The sequence below is a fragment of the Agathobacter rectalis ATCC 33656 genome (genome assembly GCF_000020605.1).
GTDB classification, from domain to species: Bacteria; Bacillota; Clostridia; order Lachnospirales; family Lachnospiraceae; genus Roseburia; species Roseburia rectalis.
Genome location: NC_012781.1, coordinates 3,131,772 through 3,151,515 on the forward strand (window position 1 = coordinate 3,131,772; position 19,744 = coordinate 3,151,515).

23 protein-coding genes are annotated in these 19,744 nt (G+C 38.8%); 2 read left to right on the forward strand and 21 right to left on the reverse strand.

Annotation, left to right across the window (positions count from 1 at the left end; translation table 11 throughout):
- Window positions 1-64 precede the first annotated feature (64 nt).
- From EUBREC_RS14785 to EUBREC_RS14860, 16 genes are all read right to left on the reverse strand, one after another.
- On the reverse strand, window positions 65-1,786 hold the full coding sequence (locus tag EUBREC_RS14785; RefSeq protein ID WP_012744049.1) for a M56 family metallopeptidase: 1,722 nt from the start codon (window positions 1,784-1,786) through the stop codon (window positions 65-67).
- 3 nt (window positions 1,787-1,789) lie between these two features.
- On the reverse strand, window positions 1,790-2,155 hold the full coding sequence (locus EUBREC_RS14790) for a BlaI/MecI/CopY family transcriptional regulator (protein ID WP_012744050.1): 366 nt from the start codon (window positions 2,153-2,155) through the stop codon (window positions 1,790-1,792).
- A 239-nt stretch (window positions 2,156-2,394) separates the two neighbouring features.
- A complete protein-coding gene (locus tag EUBREC_RS14795) occupies window positions 2,395-4,269 on the reverse strand; it encodes a hypothetical protein (RefSeq protein ID WP_012744051.1) in 1,875 nt (624 codons plus the stop codon).
- A gap of 57 nt (window positions 4,270-4,326) precedes the next feature.
- Window positions 4,327-5,781, reverse strand: coding sequence for a GH25 family lysozyme (locus EUBREC_RS14800; RefSeq protein ID WP_012744052.1), 1,455 nt, complete (start codon window positions 5,779-5,781; stop codon window positions 4,327-4,329).
- 167 nt (window positions 5,782-5,948) lie between these two features.
- Window positions 5,949-7,469 (reverse strand): flotillin family protein, encoded by a 1,521-nt coding sequence (locus EUBREC_RS14805; protein ID WP_012744054.1) that lies wholly within the window; start codon window positions 7,467-7,469, stop codon window positions 5,949-5,951.
- Window positions 7,470-7,715: 246 nt separating this feature from the next.
- A complete protein-coding gene (locus EUBREC_RS14810) occupies window positions 7,716-8,054 on the reverse strand; it encodes a hypothetical protein (RefSeq protein ID WP_012744055.1) in 339 nt (112 codons plus the stop codon).
- Between the two features lie 10 nt (window positions 8,055-8,064).
- Window positions 8,065-8,436 (reverse strand): SUKH-3 domain-containing protein, encoded by a 372-nt coding sequence (locus EUBREC_RS14815; RefSeq protein ID WP_012744056.1) that lies wholly within the window; start codon window positions 8,434-8,436, stop codon window positions 8,065-8,067.
- Window positions 8,437-9,091: 655 nt separating this feature from the next.
- Window positions 9,092-9,448, reverse strand: coding sequence for a DUF7957 family protein (locus EUBREC_RS14820; protein WP_012744057.1), 357 nt, complete (start codon window positions 9,446-9,448; stop codon window positions 9,092-9,094).
- Window positions 9,449-9,452: 4 nt separating this feature from the next.
- Entirely contained in the window at window positions 9,453-9,980 is a 528-nt protein-coding gene (locus EUBREC_RS14825) for a hypothetical protein (RefSeq protein ID WP_012744058.1), read from the reverse strand.
- A 154-nt stretch (window positions 9,981-10,134) separates the two neighbouring features.
- Window positions 10,135-10,293 (reverse strand): hypothetical protein, encoded by a 159-nt coding sequence (locus EUBREC_RS14830; protein ID WP_012744059.1) that lies wholly within the window; start codon window positions 10,291-10,293, stop codon window positions 10,135-10,137.
- Between the two features lie 136 nt (window positions 10,294-10,429).
- Window positions 10,430-10,777, reverse strand: coding sequence for a hypothetical protein (locus tag EUBREC_RS14835; protein WP_012744061.1), 348 nt, complete (start codon window positions 10,775-10,777; stop codon window positions 10,430-10,432).
- Window positions 10,764-11,120, reverse strand: a complete 357-nt coding sequence (locus tag EUBREC_RS16730) for a hypothetical protein (RefSeq protein ID WP_012744062.1) — start codon at window positions 11,118-11,120, stop codon at window positions 10,764-10,766. The genes EUBREC_RS14835 and EUBREC_RS16730 overlap by 14 nt, the downstream gene beginning before the upstream one ends.
- Before the next feature lie 92 nt (window positions 11,121-11,212).
- Window positions 11,213-11,488, reverse strand: a complete 276-nt coding sequence (locus EUBREC_RS14845; protein ID WP_012744063.1) for a hypothetical protein — start codon at window positions 11,486-11,488, stop codon at window positions 11,213-11,215.
- A gap of 110 nt (window positions 11,489-11,598) precedes the next feature.
- The gene (locus EUBREC_RS14850; RefSeq protein ID WP_012744064.1) at window positions 11,599-11,883 is read right to left on the reverse strand and encodes a hypothetical protein; all 285 of its coding nucleotides are present in this window, start codon (window positions 11,881-11,883) and stop codon (window positions 11,599-11,601) included.
- Between the two features lie 44 nt (window positions 11,884-11,927).
- A complete protein-coding gene (locus EUBREC_RS14855) occupies window positions 11,928-12,326 on the reverse strand; it encodes a hypothetical protein (RefSeq protein ID WP_012744065.1) in 399 nt (132 codons plus the stop codon).
- Window positions 12,327-12,340: 14 nt separating this feature from the next.
- A complete protein-coding gene (locus EUBREC_RS14860) occupies window positions 12,341-12,646 on the reverse strand; it encodes a hypothetical protein (RefSeq protein ID WP_012744066.1) in 306 nt (101 codons plus the stop codon).
- Between the two features lie 267 nt (window positions 12,647-12,913).
- Here EUBREC_RS14860 and EUBREC_RS14865 point away from each other — a divergent pair, with 267 nt between their 5' ends.
- Entirely contained in the window at window positions 12,914-14,092 is a 1,179-nt protein-coding gene (locus tag EUBREC_RS14865) for an IS110 family RNA-guided transposase (RefSeq protein ID WP_012744067.1), read from the forward strand.
- Between the two features lie 44 nt (window positions 14,093-14,136).
- Here the strand turns inward: EUBREC_RS14865 and EUBREC_RS14870 are convergent, their stop codons facing one another.
- The 5 genes from EUBREC_RS14870 to EUBREC_RS17565 form a co-directional block, all read right to left on the reverse strand.
- Window positions 14,137-14,376: a hypothetical protein gene (locus tag EUBREC_RS14870; RefSeq protein ID WP_012744068.1), complete on the reverse strand. Its 240-nt coding sequence runs from the start codon at window positions 14,374-14,376 to the stop codon at window positions 14,137-14,139.
- A gap of 15 nt (window positions 14,377-14,391) precedes the next feature.
- Entirely contained in the window at window positions 14,392-15,348 is a 957-nt protein-coding gene (locus EUBREC_RS18065; protein WP_012744069.1) for a hypothetical protein, read from the reverse strand.
- A gap of 64 nt (window positions 15,349-15,412) precedes the next feature.
- Window positions 15,413-15,772 (reverse strand): hypothetical protein, encoded by a 360-nt coding sequence (locus EUBREC_RS14880; protein WP_012744070.1) that lies wholly within the window; start codon window positions 15,770-15,772, stop codon window positions 15,413-15,415.
- 28 nt (window positions 15,773-15,800) lie between these two features.
- The gene (locus tag EUBREC_RS18070) at window positions 15,801-17,744 is read right to left on the reverse strand and encodes a T7SS effector LXG polymorphic toxin (protein ID WP_306718529.1); all 1,944 of its coding nucleotides are present in this window, start codon (window positions 17,742-17,744) and stop codon (window positions 15,801-15,803) included.
- Window positions 17,745-17,968: 224 nt separating this feature from the next.
- Window positions 17,969-18,124 (reverse strand): DUF4176 domain-containing protein, encoded by a 156-nt coding sequence (locus EUBREC_RS17565; protein WP_147330696.1) that lies wholly within the window; start codon window positions 18,122-18,124, stop codon window positions 17,969-17,971.
- A 308-nt stretch (window positions 18,125-18,432) separates the two neighbouring features.
- Here EUBREC_RS17565 and EUBREC_RS14895 point away from each other — a divergent pair, with 308 nt between their 5' ends.
- Window positions 18,433-19,608, forward strand: coding sequence for an IS110 family RNA-guided transposase (locus tag EUBREC_RS14895; protein ID WP_041254287.1), 1,176 nt, complete (start codon window positions 18,433-18,435; stop codon window positions 19,606-19,608).
- Window positions 19,609-19,744 lie beyond the last annotated feature (136 nt).

Here is a 19,744-nt window from a genome sequence, read left to right on the forward strand (position 1 = left end):
ATAACATTTTATTTTTTTGACTTTATTCCCTAAAACACTGCGTTCATTATCAATCTTTGAAATCTCACTTTTGTGCCGAAAATTCGAGTGCCTTTTGTTCATTTTCTGCTGTCATTGCATCCACATAATCCTGAGGATTCCAGACTTCATCTAATATATCCTCCGGGAACTTTTTACGAATATCATCAGAGTATTGGCTGCCATCTCCCGGCTCCCAATATTCAGATAGTTCATATCCATTCTCTGTCACATTGAAAGTTAGGGCAACAGGACCACAACCTCCACCGACACTTTCAATCCCTTCTTCGGACAAATTATATTCCTCATAAAGAGTGAGAACATATACGGTCAATGTCTCATTCTCCTCAGAGTTTGCAGCCCCACCGGCTTCTGTAGCCAATACAGTATGGCTTTCGCAGGCAAAAACACCTTTGTAGTATCTATCGCTGTTATGTTCCATGATTGCATTATGGATTGCTGTATCAACATTGGTTTCGTTAATCGATTCTGTTCTGGTTTCCCCGGCACAGATGCGTTGTAAATAGCTGATAAAGTCAGAGTCAGTTATTCGGTAATACACATTCTCATACAGAATTGCTGCTTGATTTCCGTTGGAATCAAAACCGCTGAATGTGATTCTGTCGTTTTCCTTGGTATCCACATGAAGGGAATAGAAAGGTGTATGACCTTGCAAAGATTGGTCTTTGTGACCAATCTTTAAGTTTTTAATACGACTGCTCAACTCGTCAATTTCCGCTGCGGATAATTGGAATGTGGTCGGTCCGATATTTGTTCTAAAGTCCATGGTGCTTGCTTTGGAAATTTGAACAGAATCAAGTTTCACTGGGAATGAACTCGGATTTGTCAGGAAACATACCCCAAGAACAATACTTGAAACCACAGCAATAGCAACAATCCAAAATGCAGGTTTCTTGTAATTCAGCACATTTTTCACCCTTTCTTTGACGCCAACCTCTCCAAAGGCAAGTGGACAAACCATAACTGTTCTTCTATTCACGCTACAAGAAAGCAGAGCTTCTGAATAAGAAATAGACTCGTTTTGATTCAGTCCACGAATAACTTTTTCATCGCAGGCAAGTTCAATATCTCGGCAAAGTAAAATATACGCAATCCATACAAGAGGATTGAACCAATGGATTGCCAACACTAAATACCCCAACGGTTTCCACCAATGGTCACAGCGTTTCAGATGAGCATTCTCATGGGCAATAATATAGGGCAACTGTGCTTCATCTGTCCCGGAGGGAATGTAGATGCTCGGTTTGAAGAAACCAAGAATAAAAGGTGTTTGTATATCGTCACAAATCCAAATGTTGTCCCGCACAGAAAGGGATGCACCGACTTTCTTTTGCAAGCGGAAATAGCTGACGGCAGCATAAACGAGCATGGCTATGATGCCTATTGCCCATCCGATTGCCAGCACAGGAATCAAAAGCTGAAGTGGATTTGCGCTTGCAATTGGCTCTGGAGCAAAGGTGTCCGTAATAATTGGATTCACTACCTTGTCGATAGAGCTTACGCCTGTGGAGATTTCTGGTGTCCAGTCCATCATGATTTCAGGACTGATGGTCTCGGCACTTGGAATCAAGCTCAATGCGCTTTCAAAACTGAATGGGCAAATCAATCGAAAAGCTACGATACCCCACAGTAGGACATTGATCCACTTAGGTGCCTTTTTCAAAACCACACGCAAAAGTACGACCGCAAGGATCAGCCAAGATGCGGCGATACTCATATTTACAATTTTCAAAAAGAATGAACTCATAGATTACTCCTTTCCGGCGGCTGCATCAATCATGCGTCGAATCTCCGCAGCTTCCTGTTGAGAAATACCCTTCCTTTGTGTAAAAGCCGCAATGAAAGCAGGAAGGGAACCTTCAAAGGTTTCGTCAACGAACTGCTCGCTCTGAACGGCATAGAAATCATTTTTAGACAGAACAGAGGAAACGATGCCACCATTATTCTGGAAGATACCACGCTCACAAAGCTTGCGTAATATCGTATAGGTGGTGGAGCGATTCCAGTTCAGTTCTTTTTCACAGAGCTTTACCAATTCTCTGGAGTGCAAAGGCTCATTCGCCCAAATAATATCGGCAAAGTGGGATTCCACTACGCCCATCTTCATCTCAGCCATAAAGATTTCTCCTTTCAGTTTATCGCTAATAAACTAATTATAGTTTACTCCCGATAAACTGAAATGTCAATAGGAAACAGCCATTACTCTCACAGGTTTCATAAAGTTTTGGGAAGAGAATCCGCTGTCGCCACGAAGATAAGTTTTAATGCTCCTTTCCAGGTATTCTTGAAAAATAGATTCCATAAATTTATCAAAAAAATCCGCTATACTTTGTTTTAAAGTATAGCGGATTTTAGTTATTTTACGATCTGAAAGCTTCTAGTAATAGGAGCTGCCTGATAATTGCCACCAATTGTAACTACTGTGACTACATATCTGCCCGGCTCTGTAGGAGCCTTTGTGCTTGAATATGGCTTCCACTTGCTTGTAAAGCCACTGTATAGATAATGCACATTGCTCTGGCTGATTGAGACATCACCATCATATGATAGCGTTGCTCCAAAATCAAAGGATGCTACATCTGAGGCTTTAAGCTTCCCATTTGTAAAGCTCTGATTCCAACTAAGCTTAGTTCCTTTTGAATGCATCTTGACAAGTAAAGCACCAACTCCAACACCTGTCTCATAATTCTTGTTATCGGTAACCGCTGTCACCGTATAAAGACCGGCACGGTTTGGAGTACCAAATGACACTCTCACTGTGTCTGCAACAGAAGGAAGCTTATTTATTATCTCAAGAATCTGTCCAACTGTACCCATATCTATATGAAGCTTCTTCAACGTGTCAAGCAGCTCCTGTGTGCTGAAAAGTTTTCTAAGCTCTCCGACTGTCATACCGTCCTGCATCATCTGTGTAAAGGACTTTCCATATAGCTTTGAAACAACCGGATCTATAAGCTTAAGTACTGTGCTGTTTGTATACTTCTCAGGCATCTGAAGATAAATGCCTGCATTTACATTGCTTGTAAGACCGGCATAGATTGTATATACATCAAACCTGTCTGAAGGATTTGTTGTAACAAAATCCTGTGGTAGTGCATCTCCGGCATAAATGTTTGTTGACTTTACTTTAACATTTACCTTTGCCTTATTAACGGTCACACTAGTCTCTGCTGATGCTGATGGACGATACTCGGCATTGCCTTTATATGTTATACGGATTTGCTGCTCTCCTGCACCCATCTGCAGATAAGTAAGTAAATTAACCTTTCCGCCTTCTATCGGAGCCCACTGCCTGGTGACTCCCTCAACTCCGGCTACATCATCAACACCATAGTATTCCATTGTAAAATCATCAACACTTAACGTATCCTTTGCAGGCAATGTACTGTTGTCCCAATCAATTACCTGATCAAATATTGACTGTTTCATAACGGCAGTGTCCATATTGTATGAAAAAGATACTCCCTCCCTGCATACAACGGCCGCTGCTATACGGTTATCGGCTGTAGTCACATTTACCTGTGTCTGTGTACCTTTATAGTTCTTATTTCCATCCCACTTTATGCGGATAGTCCACTCTCCCGGACCAAATTTTTTAAATGCTGCAGTCCAGTTTGTAGAATTAAGTGGCTGCCAGTTTGGTATTATATCTGTTCCGGCATTGTACTCCATTGCCACATCATCATATGTAAGCCCTGCCGGATTTGTCTTTGCTATCACAGCATCATAAATTGCTCTTGCTGTAGCATCAAAATCATATGACTGATCCGCGTTAAAAGCCATGCTCACTTCATACGGAGCATCCTTTAAAACAAATGATGATTCATACTTGTAAGCTCTGTGGAGTGTAACAACCTCATCGCTTCCCTTAAGTCTGAATTTGAAATCTCCTTCACCGTTTTCTAAAAATGCTGGATGATTATATTCTGTTGTTACAGTATTCCAAAGTATTTTTTTCGTTGTTGTGCTCGTAAAGCCCTCTAAGCTTCCGAATGCTGTATTTTTCTGTAATTTAGTCTTATCCTTGCCCTCGCACTCGTACTCCCAATCAAGGTTTTTTACATCAACTTCGTCTGCGTTTACAACAAGCGCTTTTGCTATTGCCGCTTTAGCAGTCTCAATATCTGCACCCTGCGGAATAACTGCTGTTCCATTCTGAAGCTGTACTGTCACCTTCTGTGACTCATCTGTCAATAATGCACTGCCGCTGTCAACAGACTCATAAGCCACATCTGCTGCAAATATGACCTGCGTTGCAAGTGGTTCTATCGCTTTTATTTACTTATATTACTGCACACTCAGATAGCTTGTCACACAATAAAGTGTCTGTCCATTATATTCCACGCGTGACCAGCCAAACTCCTCATTGATTCCGGTTCTGGTGACGGTTTCCCCATTTTTTATCGTTGCAACAACTGTAGCATCCGGATTTGTGACACTTGGAAGTGCACGCAGATTAACCTCTATTTTTGCAGTGACAGTATCATTACACTCCTTGAACTTTGTCTTCAGTCCGTCTCCGCTGCCACTTCCGTCCTGCCCGGGAACTACATAGTTCATATCTGTTGTGAGGTAGTTTGAAATGGCATAATATGTCTGTCCATTATATTCGACACGTGACCATCCACTGTCACTGACGCCTGTTCTTGTTGCTGTATCACCGTTATTCAGCGTTACCTTAATTGTGCTGTCATTGCCCTGACTTGGAATATCCCTCAGATTGACGCTCTCCTTGGCAGTTACGGTCTCATTTACATCCGAAAACTTCATATTTGCTTCCGGATCAGCTGTTGCATCGTCAGCCGCATCCCCATTTTTTGCAGACTCTGTTTCATCAAAACCAAAGTATGCCACATTCAAATCTACCGGCTTATCAATCCCTGACACCTTTCCCTTATTGGTATACTGCCACATGGCATGTGTGCCCTCATAAGATGACTGTGGTGTTTCCGGGTAAGCTGTGTCCGGATATTGTGACACCCAGATTTTGTACCTGCTCTCAAGTGTTTTAGTATCCCACTGGCTGTTTGCCGACAACTCATTCATTGCAGCGTAAAACATAGGTGTATATCCTTTATTATATATTTCCTGCAAAAATGCCTCAGCTACTTTGGTGCGTGCCTCTGATGACATGCCATACTGTCTGCTGGCTGAGTCTGTGAAGCCCTCGCAGTCAAATGCCACCGGATATGTAATCTGATATTTTGAGATGTAGTCTGCTACCCAGTCTGCCTCCTCAATGGCTTCTGTTTCATTTACTGCTGATGAAAAGAAATATACCCCGACCTTTATGCCATTTTTCTGCGCCTCCTGCATGTTGTATCTTGCATTTGTATCAACACACATCTCGCCTGTTTTCTGGGTTCTGTAGCCCACACGTATCATTGCAAAATCAATTCCGCCTGCGGCAACCTTGTCCCACTTTATAGTGCCCTGATATTTAGATACATCAATTCCGAAGGTCAGGTTACTGTTTTCCGCAACAGAGCTTGCAGACAGTATCTGTGTCTCATCCGCAGAAGCCCCATCATCAGATGTCACACTCATTGAGCCGGCATTGTCTCCCGTATGCTGCGGGTCTTCCTTGTCTGAACTATCCTCTGTGGCTGTTTCCGTCATCTGTGACGAGCCCTTAGCCTCGTTTTTTGCTGACTTAATCACAAAAAATGTGGCAACTGCAGCCAGTGCAGCTACTATCGCAACAATTATAAATATTTCTATTATCTTTCTTTTATCGTTCATAGCTTTTCCTCTTCATTATTTATATATGTCACCATGTACAGGCAATCTGCTTTTATGCAACAAAATATATCATATAATCCTGTAATTTTCAAATATTTGTCTTTTTTCAGAAAATATTAAAAATCCGCTATACTCACCTATCGTATAGCGGATTAATATAACACTATTTAATTTTCAGTCTTTTCACCGTTTTTGTCCGTATCCGCATTTACAACGAGATTTACTCCATCAAGTCCGGTTACATTTACGTTGCGATTTACCTTTGCGTCATATGAATCAGCGTTGATAATCTCAGATAAATCAATACCTGTTGCCTCTTTCATACTCTCAAATACCTTTGCCATTACAACCGGTACATTTCCGGCAACCTTGCCTACACCATTTTCGCCATCACCGCCACCGATAATAGTAATCTTGTCGATTTGTCCAAGTGGCTCTGCAACCTTGGCTGCGATATCAGGCAGCACCTTAATCATCATCTCTGCAACGGCTGCCTTATTGTACTTGGCATATGCCTCTGCCTTTTTCTCCATAGCCTCAGCCTCTGCAATACCCTTTGCCTGGATAGCTGATGCTTCTGCCTCTCCGACTGCACGGATACCGGCAGCTTCCTGCTCCTTGGCATATCTCATGGCTTCTGCCTCTGCTTTCTGTGCCTCCGCCTGACGCTGTGCCTCGAACTGTCTTGCCTCAGCTTCCTTCTGACGCTGGTAGAGCTGTGCCTCTGCTTGCTGCTGTGCCGCGTATTTATTGGCTTCAGCCTTTTTCTTGACCTCTGCCTCAAGAGACTGCTCTGTTACTGCAACCTCTTTCTGCTTTAACTCAATCTCTCGCTCCTGCTTTGCAATATCAGCGTTTGCTGTGGCAACCTCAATGGTCTTACGCTGCTCCTCCTTCTGAATATCGTAAGCCGCATCCGCCATAGCCTTCTTTGTATCAGCCTCCATCTGAAGTTCTGATTTCTTGATAGCGAGCTCATTCTGTTTCTTGGCAATCTCTGTCTGTGCTGCAACCGCTGCATCATTTGACTCTTTGTCAGCCGAAGCCTGAGCTACCTTGATGTCTCTCTCACTCTCTGCCCTTGCGATGGCGGCGGCCTTTTTAATCTTTACGATATTGTCGATACCAAGATTCTCTATTACCTCGTTGCCATCCACAAAATTCTGCACATTAAAGCTGATGATATCAAGTCCCATTGCCGCAAGATCAGGCTCTGCATTCTCTTTTACCAGATTGGCAAACTTCTGACGGTCTGAGACCATCTCTTCAAGCTTCATTTTTCCAACAATCTCACGTACATTACCCTCGAGAACCTCTCTGGCAACACCAGCAATATACTCTGTGTTTTTGTTAAGGAAATTCTCAGCCGCAAGGCGTAGCTTTTCAGGATTATTACTGATCTTTACGTTTACCGTAGCATCGACGTTGATATTGATATAATCTGCTGTCGGTACTGCATTGCTCGTCTTTACATCGATAGGTATCAGTCTGAGATTCAGCTTATCAAGACGCTCAAAAAACGGAATACGTATGCTCGCCTTTCCGATAACTACCTTTGACTTTTTCTTCACACCTGAAATGATATACGCCATATCAGGCGGTGCCTTCACGTATCCGATTGCCATAAACAACAGGATAACAAGAACAACAACTGTAACAATAATTCCAATGATACTAATGTCCTGCATAACTTTCTCCTCTCTTTAGTATGCTTTTTATTAATAATTTAACAATATCATTTTATTATAAATATATTGTTTTGTCACTCTAAATATTAAAAAAATAATATACCACTGTGCATTTGTTCTGATTATGGTATAAGCGATGCAAACATAAAATTTAGAAATTACAGATATCTTCTTAATCAGCAGGCATTACTTATTCATCAATTTTATTTTGTAATCATCATCCCTTGTATTTCTCCTGTATTTTTATCAAAACTTATATTTTTCGCTTTCCCATAATCTTCCATTTCCAGCTTCTATAGAAAACGCATATATTATTGCGCTCCCATTAAATGGTCCTGTAAATATACAAAAATTTCTTTCATCTATTACGTATGTATACCAATTTCCATTTTGTTCAAAATATCCACACTGATTTGGCTTTTCGATAAATTCTCCAAAATGGAAATCTCTATACTTTTCCTTCATGTTCTGCAGCCTCAATAATTTCATTATCAAATTGCATTTGATATTACCAAATATCAATTCTAGATACTTCAAACTGCATACACATCCGCTTTGACATATCTTTTTGAATCTTGTCTTCATCAATTATCACCTATTCAATTTCTATTGGCTTTCTACATTCTCCTACTATACAATCAAGCATTTCATCAACTGAACCACCCAAAAATAATAATAGCCCATCTGTAAAACAATAAAACGATTCTGTTAATGTCATTAGTACTAATAAATTCTTTCTACAAGCTTCTCCAATTGGATATACTGTTTCATTTATATCATATTCAGCTAAACACTCTTTAAAATATGAACCATCAAGATTACATCCAATTGCTTTGATTGCATTAAACGAAACATCAAAATAGCACTTATCTCTAGGATTTATATTTAACATGCCATATTCTTTTAAGAATTTATCTACAACTTCTGGATATTCTAATCCAATTTCATCATATTTCTTTCGGATCAAATCAGTATTAATTTTTCGTTGTTCTTTCCAACCTGAATCAATCTATTTTTTGTAATATTATTCATACACATTAATTTTCCTATTTATTTAATTTAATATTGTCAACAGGAATTAATATCCCTTTACAACCACGATACTTCCCAGTGGTAAAAATTCAGTTTTCTCATTAATCACTCTTCACCTCACATTTTATTCCCGATTTAATATCGTTTTCTTTGTTATTTCTTTCTACATTACATTATACACTATGGTGGTCACACAGCAGTCACACCGGAAAAATTTCTCTACTTTTTTCATTTTTTGCGAAAAAAATCCCTCAGAGCTGTTTGTGCCCTGAGGATTGGTTTTTGCTTTTGCTTCAAAGCTTTCGCAATATTCTGTTGCTAGGAGTGCGTTACATCAGCATATTCATTTTGCAATATTTGTTCGTATACCCAGCTCGGCAAAATTTCGCTAGTGTCTATTAATTAACATCATGGATTCTTAATTGCTTCGCAACAGCTATGATGGATAATTAATAGACATGCAGAGGCTATAGGTTGTTGGGAGTCCGAAAGTATAACCCTAATAAATCCTATAACTCATCCTATATGGCCGCATGCCTATGTATCATATCTGCCTCTACGCTTTTTCTCAAGTATTATAGAAGATATTTCTAATGTACGATTTTAACATCAATTAATTCCCCATTTTCTGTATCAACATTAAACTTTCTTCCCCAAAAATCAGTTGCATATAATTTCCCATCTATAACTTGAATTGCAATATATGGAATTTGCTCTTTACTAACAATATTAGATGGTAATTTATTACTTATTTGCCAACACATTATACCTTGTTCATCATAACACAAAATATTATTTAATTCGTCAACTCCTAATTCCACACGTGGAATCTTTAGTAAAACAATATATTTTCCATTTATTTTTTCAATTTTCTTAATTGGATATTTAACAATAATTTTTGTATGACCAATAGTTAAAGTATTACCTTCCACAATTATTCCATTCATTCTTTTACCTCCAGTCTTCAATTTTTCCAAGTTCAGTAAAATCACCAATCCATTGCTGTTGCAAATCTATTTGTATTCCGCCACCATCATATCCAAAATTAGGTCCAACTTCACCTAAACGTATTGTATCTCCTGCCTTTAATTCTACTTCACCAATAAATATAGGTTCATACTCTAATGCAAATTCAGCTTGAATTTCTTTGGGTGTAAGTCCTTTGATATCCTCAGCTCTCATAACCCATCCACCCTCTAAATTAGAATTTACACCATCGTACACTCGAACAAATTTTGTATCTTCCGTCAGTGTTATATTTTGTACAACCGTTTTTTCTTTATAAGGTGATTTATAACCTCTTGCTTCCCACAAATCATTGACACTTTCTGCCGATTGATATTGATTTATCTTAACTTTATCTTTTAAACTACCTAATTGGTCATCTAAATATTCATATCCGTTTTTACTTGTTTTACCACTCTGGTATCGGAAACGGTTCTCTACTCTTTCCTCACAGCTTATGGTATTACCAAACACATTATATTTATAATGGTAATAAGTCCTGGCATTCTCACTGTCGGAGCTGATCAGTCACAGTCCATGAATGTAGCGAATGACGTTGCCACTGTAGTCCTTCTCTGCTACGACTTCCCTGTTTTCATTATAGAGGAACTGCTAACCTGCCATTTTACTATTTTAATGGGACATGAACATTTCTAATAACCTTGAGTTCATTTTCCCCTACATTTGACGTCCCAAAAAATTCAAAATAAACATAGGCTGTATTGGGAATAAATTCCATATCTGCCAAAGTAATCTGATTCAACCTCTCTGAACTGTCTTGTTCCATCGAAGCTTCTCCATTCAGTCAGATTATTTGCACAATTTGTATTTGTTTTCGAATTTAGCAATAAATCATCTGACATTCTTCCCATGGATTAATATGCTCGTGAAGAATTATCCGCATTCTGAATAAGAATTTAAAATTATAACCAACCGCGTGTTTGCAGATATTTATCTGGAATTCTTAATTCAAGTTCCTCAACAATTCGTCGTATATAAGCTTCCATATCTGTATTTGAATAGCAATTGTGTGTATTCATTACGCTTATTAATCTTCCATTTCCAACTTCTATAGAAAACCCTATAATATCAAGTTCATAAGTGAAAACAACGTAAAAATAATCATAAGCAAAAAAACCTATTTTAAACGACCAATGCCCTGCTTCTTCCACCACATCATAATATTCTATACCTCTAATTTTATTACCAAATATTTTTTTTATTTTTTTACCCGTATCGATTCTAATATCATTAAAATTATTTTGTTGCATACCAAAAATCTCCTTTTTTTTCTAATGCAAAATACCCATGTTTTTCTTGCAAATAATCCCATTCCCATTTCAATGCGCATTCACCATATGCCTCTGGATTATGTGAAAATCGTATCTCTTTACCTGCGTTTATGGCATCATCTAATGCAGGTTTGTTAAAATAGTCAAACATATTTTGACCTGCTACGTCTAAACCATATGTATCCGTAATTTTATCCCACTCCGTTCCCAGACTAAAATATGTTGTATCTCCTGCCTTAACAGTATATGCACCTGGACCTGGAATTGAAAAATCTTTAGTACCATCTGCCCTTATAGTTGGTTCATACTTTCCTAAGGTCATCGTATCCGAATCTATATTATGCACACTATCAACTCGATATTTTTTATACTCTGCTAGTGGTATTTTCCCATCAACTTTCCCATCTATTATATTTAAACCATTAATAGTTTTACTACCACTCTGGTCTCATCCCCAGCTCCTCTTATGTTCACCCCACTTTCTGATATCACATCTTCCGCTAAATTTCCAGCTCCCTCGGTTACTCCATCAATCCCTTTTGGGGCTTTCGCCAGCTTGTTCGCCTCTGCTTCAATTCCATTCAGCCCTTTTGCTGTCATTCCACTCGCAACCATACCGGCAACCATTCCTGCTGTATCATTTCCTGTCACATCTGTGGTTATCTTCTGCGCACCGGCTCCGGCTCCCATTGAGATGCCTTCTTTGGCAACTATAGAATCACAAATAGAAGAATTGCAGGAAAAACTAAAAAATATGTAATTGGATCCTATATTGACCGCTGTGCTTTTATTCCTTCCGATCAGCCACTCATAAAGACTGAATCGAACAGCTTGCTGTGCCCTTTATAAAAAGACTTCAACGCAAGCTGTTCTCCAGATTCTACTCCATCCTTGTCAGATGGAATATGACTTTTTATTATGCATGATATCGTATGTCTTTCGCCATCCGGTACAAATTCGACTTTTATACAAAATCTTCCATCTACATCGAGACAAAGCCTATCCATCACGCCCATGTTCTGTGCTGTATATTTAATTGTTTTTCCATCTATGCATATTTCTATATCTCCCAGTGGCGTGGTCATTCAATTCTCCCATATCTAACATTTAAGAGAAATGTCCAGAATTATTACATCTTTGAAATTTCTATTGTTGGTTCCCATTCGGTTACAATATCAATATTGTAATTCTGAGTAATCACTACATAATGTTTTAAATTTAAAGCCTCTCCATAACCATCAGAAATTTGATTTATTTGTTCTGAAAATTCACCATCTTGTACTTCATAAATTATATTCCGAAAATCATTATCCTTATATTTCCGTATTTCATTTTCAGAATAAAGGTTACTTTGCACAATTCCTTCATCTAGCATACGTACTGCTTGAACCATACCGAAATTAATCATTACGCATGTTTGACTACTTGACAGTTTTATAGTTAGCCCTTGTTTCTCACCATTTATTAGTTGCACTTGGTAAACTGCTTTTGGAATTATACCACCAAATACTTCTTTCCATTTTTCCATATCTTTTATCTCTCCTAATATCGAATTTTGTACACTTTCCTATTGGACACCCTTATTTCAAGAGTCGCTCCTCCTGTTGTACTACCTGGACGAGCAACAACTGTTGTTCCATCACTCAACTTACCGACTTTTCCTGATCCATATTTTGTTTGAATTTCTTTAACGTCGATAGGATTGAGGGCATCAAAATCCCTAATTGTCTGTTCAAAATCACCTGTTGATTCAAAGTTCCTAGCAACGCCTTTTCCGTTAGTAGTTTCTGGCAAGCCGTCAATTATATCATCAATTGTCTTACTACCACTCTGGTATGCTAAACACATAGGAATCAAAGCAGTCTTTTTCTATCTATTGCTTTTATTTCATTCCTATACCACAATTATCCTGTAATAGATAGAGGTGTGCGTCACCACTCTTGAAGCACTTGTGACTTCGTTCATTGAGACTGCTCCCTCTGCTTTGCAGGATTTTGCGTATTAGCTGGATGTTGACAGCATTTGTGCTGTACTTCGTATATCTAACCAGATTGTAACCCGCATTGAAGTGAGGATTCTATCTACTTACAATTCACATTAGAAAGGATTTCAATTATGTACATCGTAGGCATTGATATTGGCAAAAATCATCATGAAGCATCCATTGTTTCACCTGAAGGGAAACAAATCGGACATTCGCTTCGTTTTGCAACTACACACAAAGGTGCTGATTCCCTTATGAGTTTTATCTTCAATAATATCGGCAATTCCTCTTGTATCTTCGGCATGGAAGCCACTGGGCATTACTGGTATCCGATTTATTCATTCCTCAAAGCCAGAGGATATACCATTTATGTAATCAATCCCATCCAGTCTGATTCCCTCAGAAAGATGTATATCCGGCAGACAAAAAACGATTCCATCGATTCTTTTCTGATTGCAGAAGTGATACGATTCGGTCAGTTTACCACCACTTCTATGGCAGACGAAAACATTCTTGCTATGCGGCAGTTATGCCGTTACCGTGATTCTGTGATTTCTTCCAGAACCGAAATAAAACTCCGCATCAGCACGATTATGGAGCAGATCTTCCCAGAGTATGAAAAACAGTTTTCTTCTCTTTGGCTGAGCACATCCATGGGCATTCTTGAAAAATACCTCACCCCTGAGAACATTGAGAATGCACCAATAGATGAGCTCTTTGAAATTATAAAAGATAAGAGCCACAATAAGCTTACCATGAAAAAAGCGATTTCTATCCGTGAAGCTGCAGCTGATACCTTTGGTATTAAGATAGCACAGGATGCTTTCTCTTTCCAGTTAAAACAGCTCATTGATCGGATGAATTTTCTTGATAAGCAGATTGAAGCTCTTGACTGCCAGATTCTTGAGTACTATGAGAAGTTTGATTGTTATCTTCATACCATTCCCGGGATAGGCATGATTGCTGCTGCAACCATTCTTGCTGAAATCGGTGATATAAACAGATTTAAGAGTTCATCTGCCTTAGTTGCCTTTGCAGGTATTGATCCAACTGTACGACAATCCGGTGAATTTAGCAACACTCATAATCACATGTCCAAACGGGGTTCACCTTACCTGAGACATGCAATCTTCCTTGCTGCAACCACCTGTTCTTTTCACAACAGTCCTTTAAATGCCTATTATAAAAAGAAACGGGAGCAGGGAAAGCACCACTTAACTGCCACCGGTGCAGTGGCAAGAAAGCTTACCACCGTAATCTATGCCGTATTACGGGATGGTAAGCCTTATGAGCCTAAAAGTTTTTGTTAATGTCTGGTAGTAAGACTAGGATTTATGCCTGCCTGTGGGGAGGCTTAGTTGTGATGCTCATTTATTGAAACACTCCATTTTTCTCTTAGTATATCTTCTATATTTGGATATTCTATTTCTCCATGTTTATTTCTTGTTCCATTGATACCTTTTAATGCATCCTCTGGATTATTCCACTCTGCTTCGCATTCATCACAACATATAAATATTTTTTTAGTTAATTTATCTTTTACAATTTCAAGTAAGCCTTGCTTGCATATCTTACAGTAACCAATATTATACATTTTAGGTTCCTCCTATCACTTATGATAATCTCCAAAAGACGGAAATGCGGTTATTAAATCAGTACTTTCATCCAGCGTTACTATTGTTATATAATCCATTTGAGCACCAGTATTAATATATCCACTTTCATAGCCTGCATTTTTGTACGGAATGTTATAAATTGTTCCTCCCATTCCATCCGATATCGGTTCAACCAAATGACGTTGTTCCCATGCATCATTTACCATATCTATCGGATTCCCGTTAAATACACTATGTGTTTCTCGACTATTATTTTGAACCGTATGTCGCTTAATATGCTCAACCCTGGTTTCACCTTTCTTACTAACAATTGCGTCCCAGTTTAATTTTTCGCTTGACTTCCCATAGCTGGTCTCAACAACCTTCCCAGCATCTTCCGCTGCACTCTCGGCTCCCTTGGCTGCTCCCTCGAGCCCTTTTCCGGCTTTCCCCACATCTTCCGCTAAATTTCCAGCTCCCTCGGTTACTCCATCAATCCCTTTTGGGGCTTTCGCCAGCTTGTTCGCCTCTGCTTCAATTCCATTCAGCCCTTTTGCTGTCATTCCACTCGCAACCATACCGGCAACCATTCCTGCTGTATCATTTCCTGTCACATCTGTGGTTATCTTCTGCGCACCGGCTCCGGCTCCCATTGAGATGCCTTCTTTGGCGACTATTGTTGCTGTGCTTTTGAATGTCAGATTTCCCGCTGTAGATGCCTGCCCGATTGGAATCATTGCGGATACCGCAAATGCAAAGGTATTTTCTGTCAGATAATATGCGTCCTCGTTTCCCTGAAACAGGTCATCCTTTATGCCGTTTACTGCCGTGCTGTCAATGTCACCTGTGCTTCCATAATAAATATCCTGAGTGCCCTCTATGGCATCTGCAGCTCCGAATACTGCTGTTCCGCTCCCTACTGCTACTGCAACGTCAGCTACTACTGGTGTTGCGGCACCTCCTGTCAGCACTATGCATGCTGCCCCGTCGCAATTAGTACTGCTCCTCCAACTGTCCTCCAGATTCCCTGTGTCTTTACTTACAATCGAAATGTCTCTCTGACTTTTTATCTATTTCACCAAAAGAATGAAAACTGTTATTTATATAAATTTCTAGTTCCTGTTCTGTAAATTTATATTCTTTGAACAGTTTTGAAATATGTAATACCTTGGAACACGCATATATTATTGCGCTCCCATTAAATGGTCCTGTAAATGTACAAAAATTTCTTTCATCTATTACGTATGTATACCAATTTCCATTTCTTTCAAAATATCCACACTGATTTGGCTTTTCGATAAACTCACCAAAATGAAAATCTCTATACTTTTCCAGATTCTGCTCTGTTTTTTCAAATAACACATTTTTTATTTTTTCTGCTTTTTCATTTAACATATTATTCACCACTTTCTTATTTCTACACTTACTTAATCACAACAGTATCCATATCAAAAATTATTCCAGCTTCTTTTAAAGTTCCCCAACTATAAATTGTATTCATCTGCCCTGCTCCACCTTTCATATGAACATCTCCAACATCCCATGCGGCAGCCTTTCCATAATATCCATATTTAGATATTACATTATTTCCCGCAATTTCAACACCATCTGAAATATTGTTTTCTCCTATAATTTCCGGTCTTTCTTTCCAATTCAAATAATCCTTGAGCAAGTCTTCTGCAACATCTTCGTCAATTCCTAACTCTATTAACTTTTGTATCTTGCAGGTCATGCTATCCTCTACAGTAACTATATCTACAGTATCCTTATATAAATCAACATCAAATGTTCCTGTATTAACCTTGGCAGAACTTTTTGGAATTGATCTTTCAGAATTATTAGCATATGTCCCATCTGCATTTTTTCCATATCCCATAGTAAAACCTCCATCACCGCCATCACGGCTTACAGGTATTTTACCGCTCAATTCACCAATACTTGCAATTGTATCTGGTTCATACCCTCCATAATATGGCCAATCAAGATTAAACGTTTTTTCTCCAATGGAATTAGTTGTTAACTTAATGAAATACTTCGCATTATGTGATGTAATTAAATCATATCCTTCAACTGCCCATGATTCTGGACTATTTTTTACAATATTATATATTTCTTCACTATTTAAACTATTGAAAGTCAATACTTTACTATCATCGCTTAATTTTTTATATTCATTATACGCGGACTCTGCATACCATTTATTACCCGAAACATTAAACTTAGTATCAATTCCATTCAGCCCCTTTGCTGTCACTCCACTCGCAACCATACCGGCAACCATTCCTGCTGTATCATTTCCTGTCACATCTGTGGTTATCTTCTGCGCACCGGCTCCGGCTCCCATTGAGATGCCTTCTTTGGCGACTATTGTTGCTGTGCTTTTGAATGTCAGATTTCCCGCTGTGGATGCCTGTCCGATTGGAATCATTGCGGATGCCGCAAATGCAAAGGCATTTTCTGTCAGATAATATGCATCCTCGTTTCCCTGAAACAGGTCATCCTTTATGCCGTTTACTGCCGTGCTGTCAATGTCACCTGTGCTTCCATAATAAATATCCTGAGTGCCCTCTATGGCATCTGCAGCTCCGAATACTGCTGTTCCGCTTCCTACTGCTACTGCAACGTCAGCTACTATTGGTATTGCAGCACCTCCTGTCAGCACTATGCATGCTACACCCGTCGCAATTAGTACTGCTCCTCCAACCATCCTCCAGATTCCCTGTGTCTTTCTCTTTTCGGCTTCATCCTTTATCTTCTGTTCTGTCTCATAGATTTCATCGTATGCTTCTTTATTCTTCTCATGCAGGTCTCCAAATATTTTAATGCCCATGTTCAAGGTACCTGCATCTTTACCTGTGATAAAACTGCCTGTTTCATAGCTCTCAATCGCACACTGGCTAAGGCCTATTTTTGAAAGACATGACTGCAGATTTTCCAGAAGCAGCTCTACTGAATTTTCAAGCCGTACCACATTTTCCCTCTCGTAGCTGTTTACATTTGAGACAAGCTTTATAAGGTCGCTGTCCATCTGCTCATGGATATCAAATACTCCGTTACTGTCCGGCATGCCCACATCAGATATGTCCGATACTTCTGAAAGTGCACTTCTTATTTCGCCCGTATACTCATCAGTATCCTCATAGTTTGATGCCAGTTTTTTCCTGAATTCCTGTATTGCTTCTTCATCCAGTTTGAAGTTCGTCGAGCTATCAATGGCACGGTATCCATCCTTGTATGCTGCCATATTGTCAAGCAGTGTCTGTGCAGTTACTTTAATGCCTGACAGGATTGTTATATGTGCTTCACCAAGATAACTCTTTACTGCGTCTCCGGTTTTTCCTGTAAATACTGCATTTTCCGTAAACATATTGATTCTTTCTATGCAGTTATCAATATTTTCAATTAGATTTTCAATTTTTCGCTTATATTCCCAGAACAACCGTATAATTTATCTGAAACCCTTCCATCTTCATCTCCTAGTTTTAGGGTATCACAGCTGTATCTGATAGTCCAATACCATTTTTAATATAATCTTCCTGTTTTCTGTCATTTTCATTTATTGCATTTATTATCAAGTCTATTTTTGCCAGATTAGTTCACCATGCTTCTTTTGAGTTTTCTTACATCTGCGCGCTCTATTTCTGTTTTCTCCATGGCATTAAAGATGTTGTCACACATCATTATCTCATCATCATCTACATACCCTTCAAACACAACCCTGCTGATATCTGTATGCTGAAAATACATAAGCCTGTCACCATTCATATCTTTTCACGTATAATCCAATTATCTTAGATGGTAATTGGATTTTTCCTTTCTCCCAGTTAACACTGGGTATTTATTTCCATCTCTGATATATTTTGAAAAGGCACTGTGGATCTGTATCTATAACTTTTACAGCTTTGACTGGTATGAGGTGACTCAGACCACAGCTTTTCGTCTATTACTGTTAATCAGTTTGTTAACGCATCGACGTTTTTATTTACGTGATTACACAGCCGAATTCTCTGTGGAAGACAGCAGTGCTCAAAATATTTATCAGGAGGTATAAACCTATGTCAATGTACTTTATTGGAATTGATATTTCCAAGTACAAACATGATTGCTGCATCATTTCTGCAGCTAATCAAAAAGTAGTTTCTAAAGTCATAATCAAAAACAATAAAGCCGGCTTTAATGAACTGCTTACAATCATTCATTCTCTTGCAAATCCTGCGGACATAAGAATAGGGTTTGAATCAACTGCCCATTATGCTCTCAATCTTGAACTCTTCCTTGAAAATTCTCTCCTAACCTTCATGGAAGTAAATCCTGTTCTCATCAGTGAATACAAGAAATCCAAAACACTTAGGCGTACAAAAACCGACTCTGTTGACTGTGAATCAATAGCTCGTTGGTTAATGACTGTTGAATACAAACCCCATTCAAAAGGATTTTACCATGCTTACTCTTTAAAGTCATTAACTCGTTTACGCGATAAACTTATCCGACAGCGTTCTTTCTATCTTGTTAAAATAACAAATGTGTTAGATCATACATTCCCTGAGTTTAAACCATTCTTTAATGAACGCTTATCCAAAACCGCTCTCTATCTGCTTGAGAACTATGGTTCTGCTGAAAAGATGGCTCGTATGAACTCAGCCTCTTATGAAAAGCTACGTTCCGTATCCCGAGGGAAGTTTTCACCACAGCAATTCCTACGACTAAAAGAACTTGCTGTCAATACTGTTGGTGTAAATAACTCTATTTTTGATGTAGAGCTGAACAGTCTTTTATCTTTATACAAATCCCTTGTAAAAGAGATTGATACCATTAAAAAAGAAATCAACCAACTAATTGAAGAAGTACATCCTCACTATATGTCAGTTCCTGGGATCGGACCATTATCAGCAGCTGTAATCTATTCTGAATACGGCGATATATCTAACTTCACTAATCCAGGACAAATGCTTGCATTTGCTGGAATAGAACCGGGAATCAACGAATCTGGTACTGAATCTCACGGAGGCAAGATGGTTAAACGTGGATCATCCCAGCTCCGCTACACACTTATCAATTGTTGTCTACCATTAATCCGCTTTGACATGACATTTGCAACTTACTATGCCAAGAAACGCGGAGAAGGCAAACCGCATCGAGTAGCCATTACTCATGTAGCTAAAAAGCTTATTAGAGTCATCTACGCATTGGAGAGCCAAGATATCGACTTTAATGCTCAGGAACTTCGTTAATCTCTAGTGGATTAATACTAATTTCTCCCATCTGAAATACGATGTATTCAGATGGCTTATTAAAGTTACCCCTTTTTACAATTCAAAAAAATTTCAAAATTCTCTTGACTGTTTATAGTTTGTCACCTCATACTTC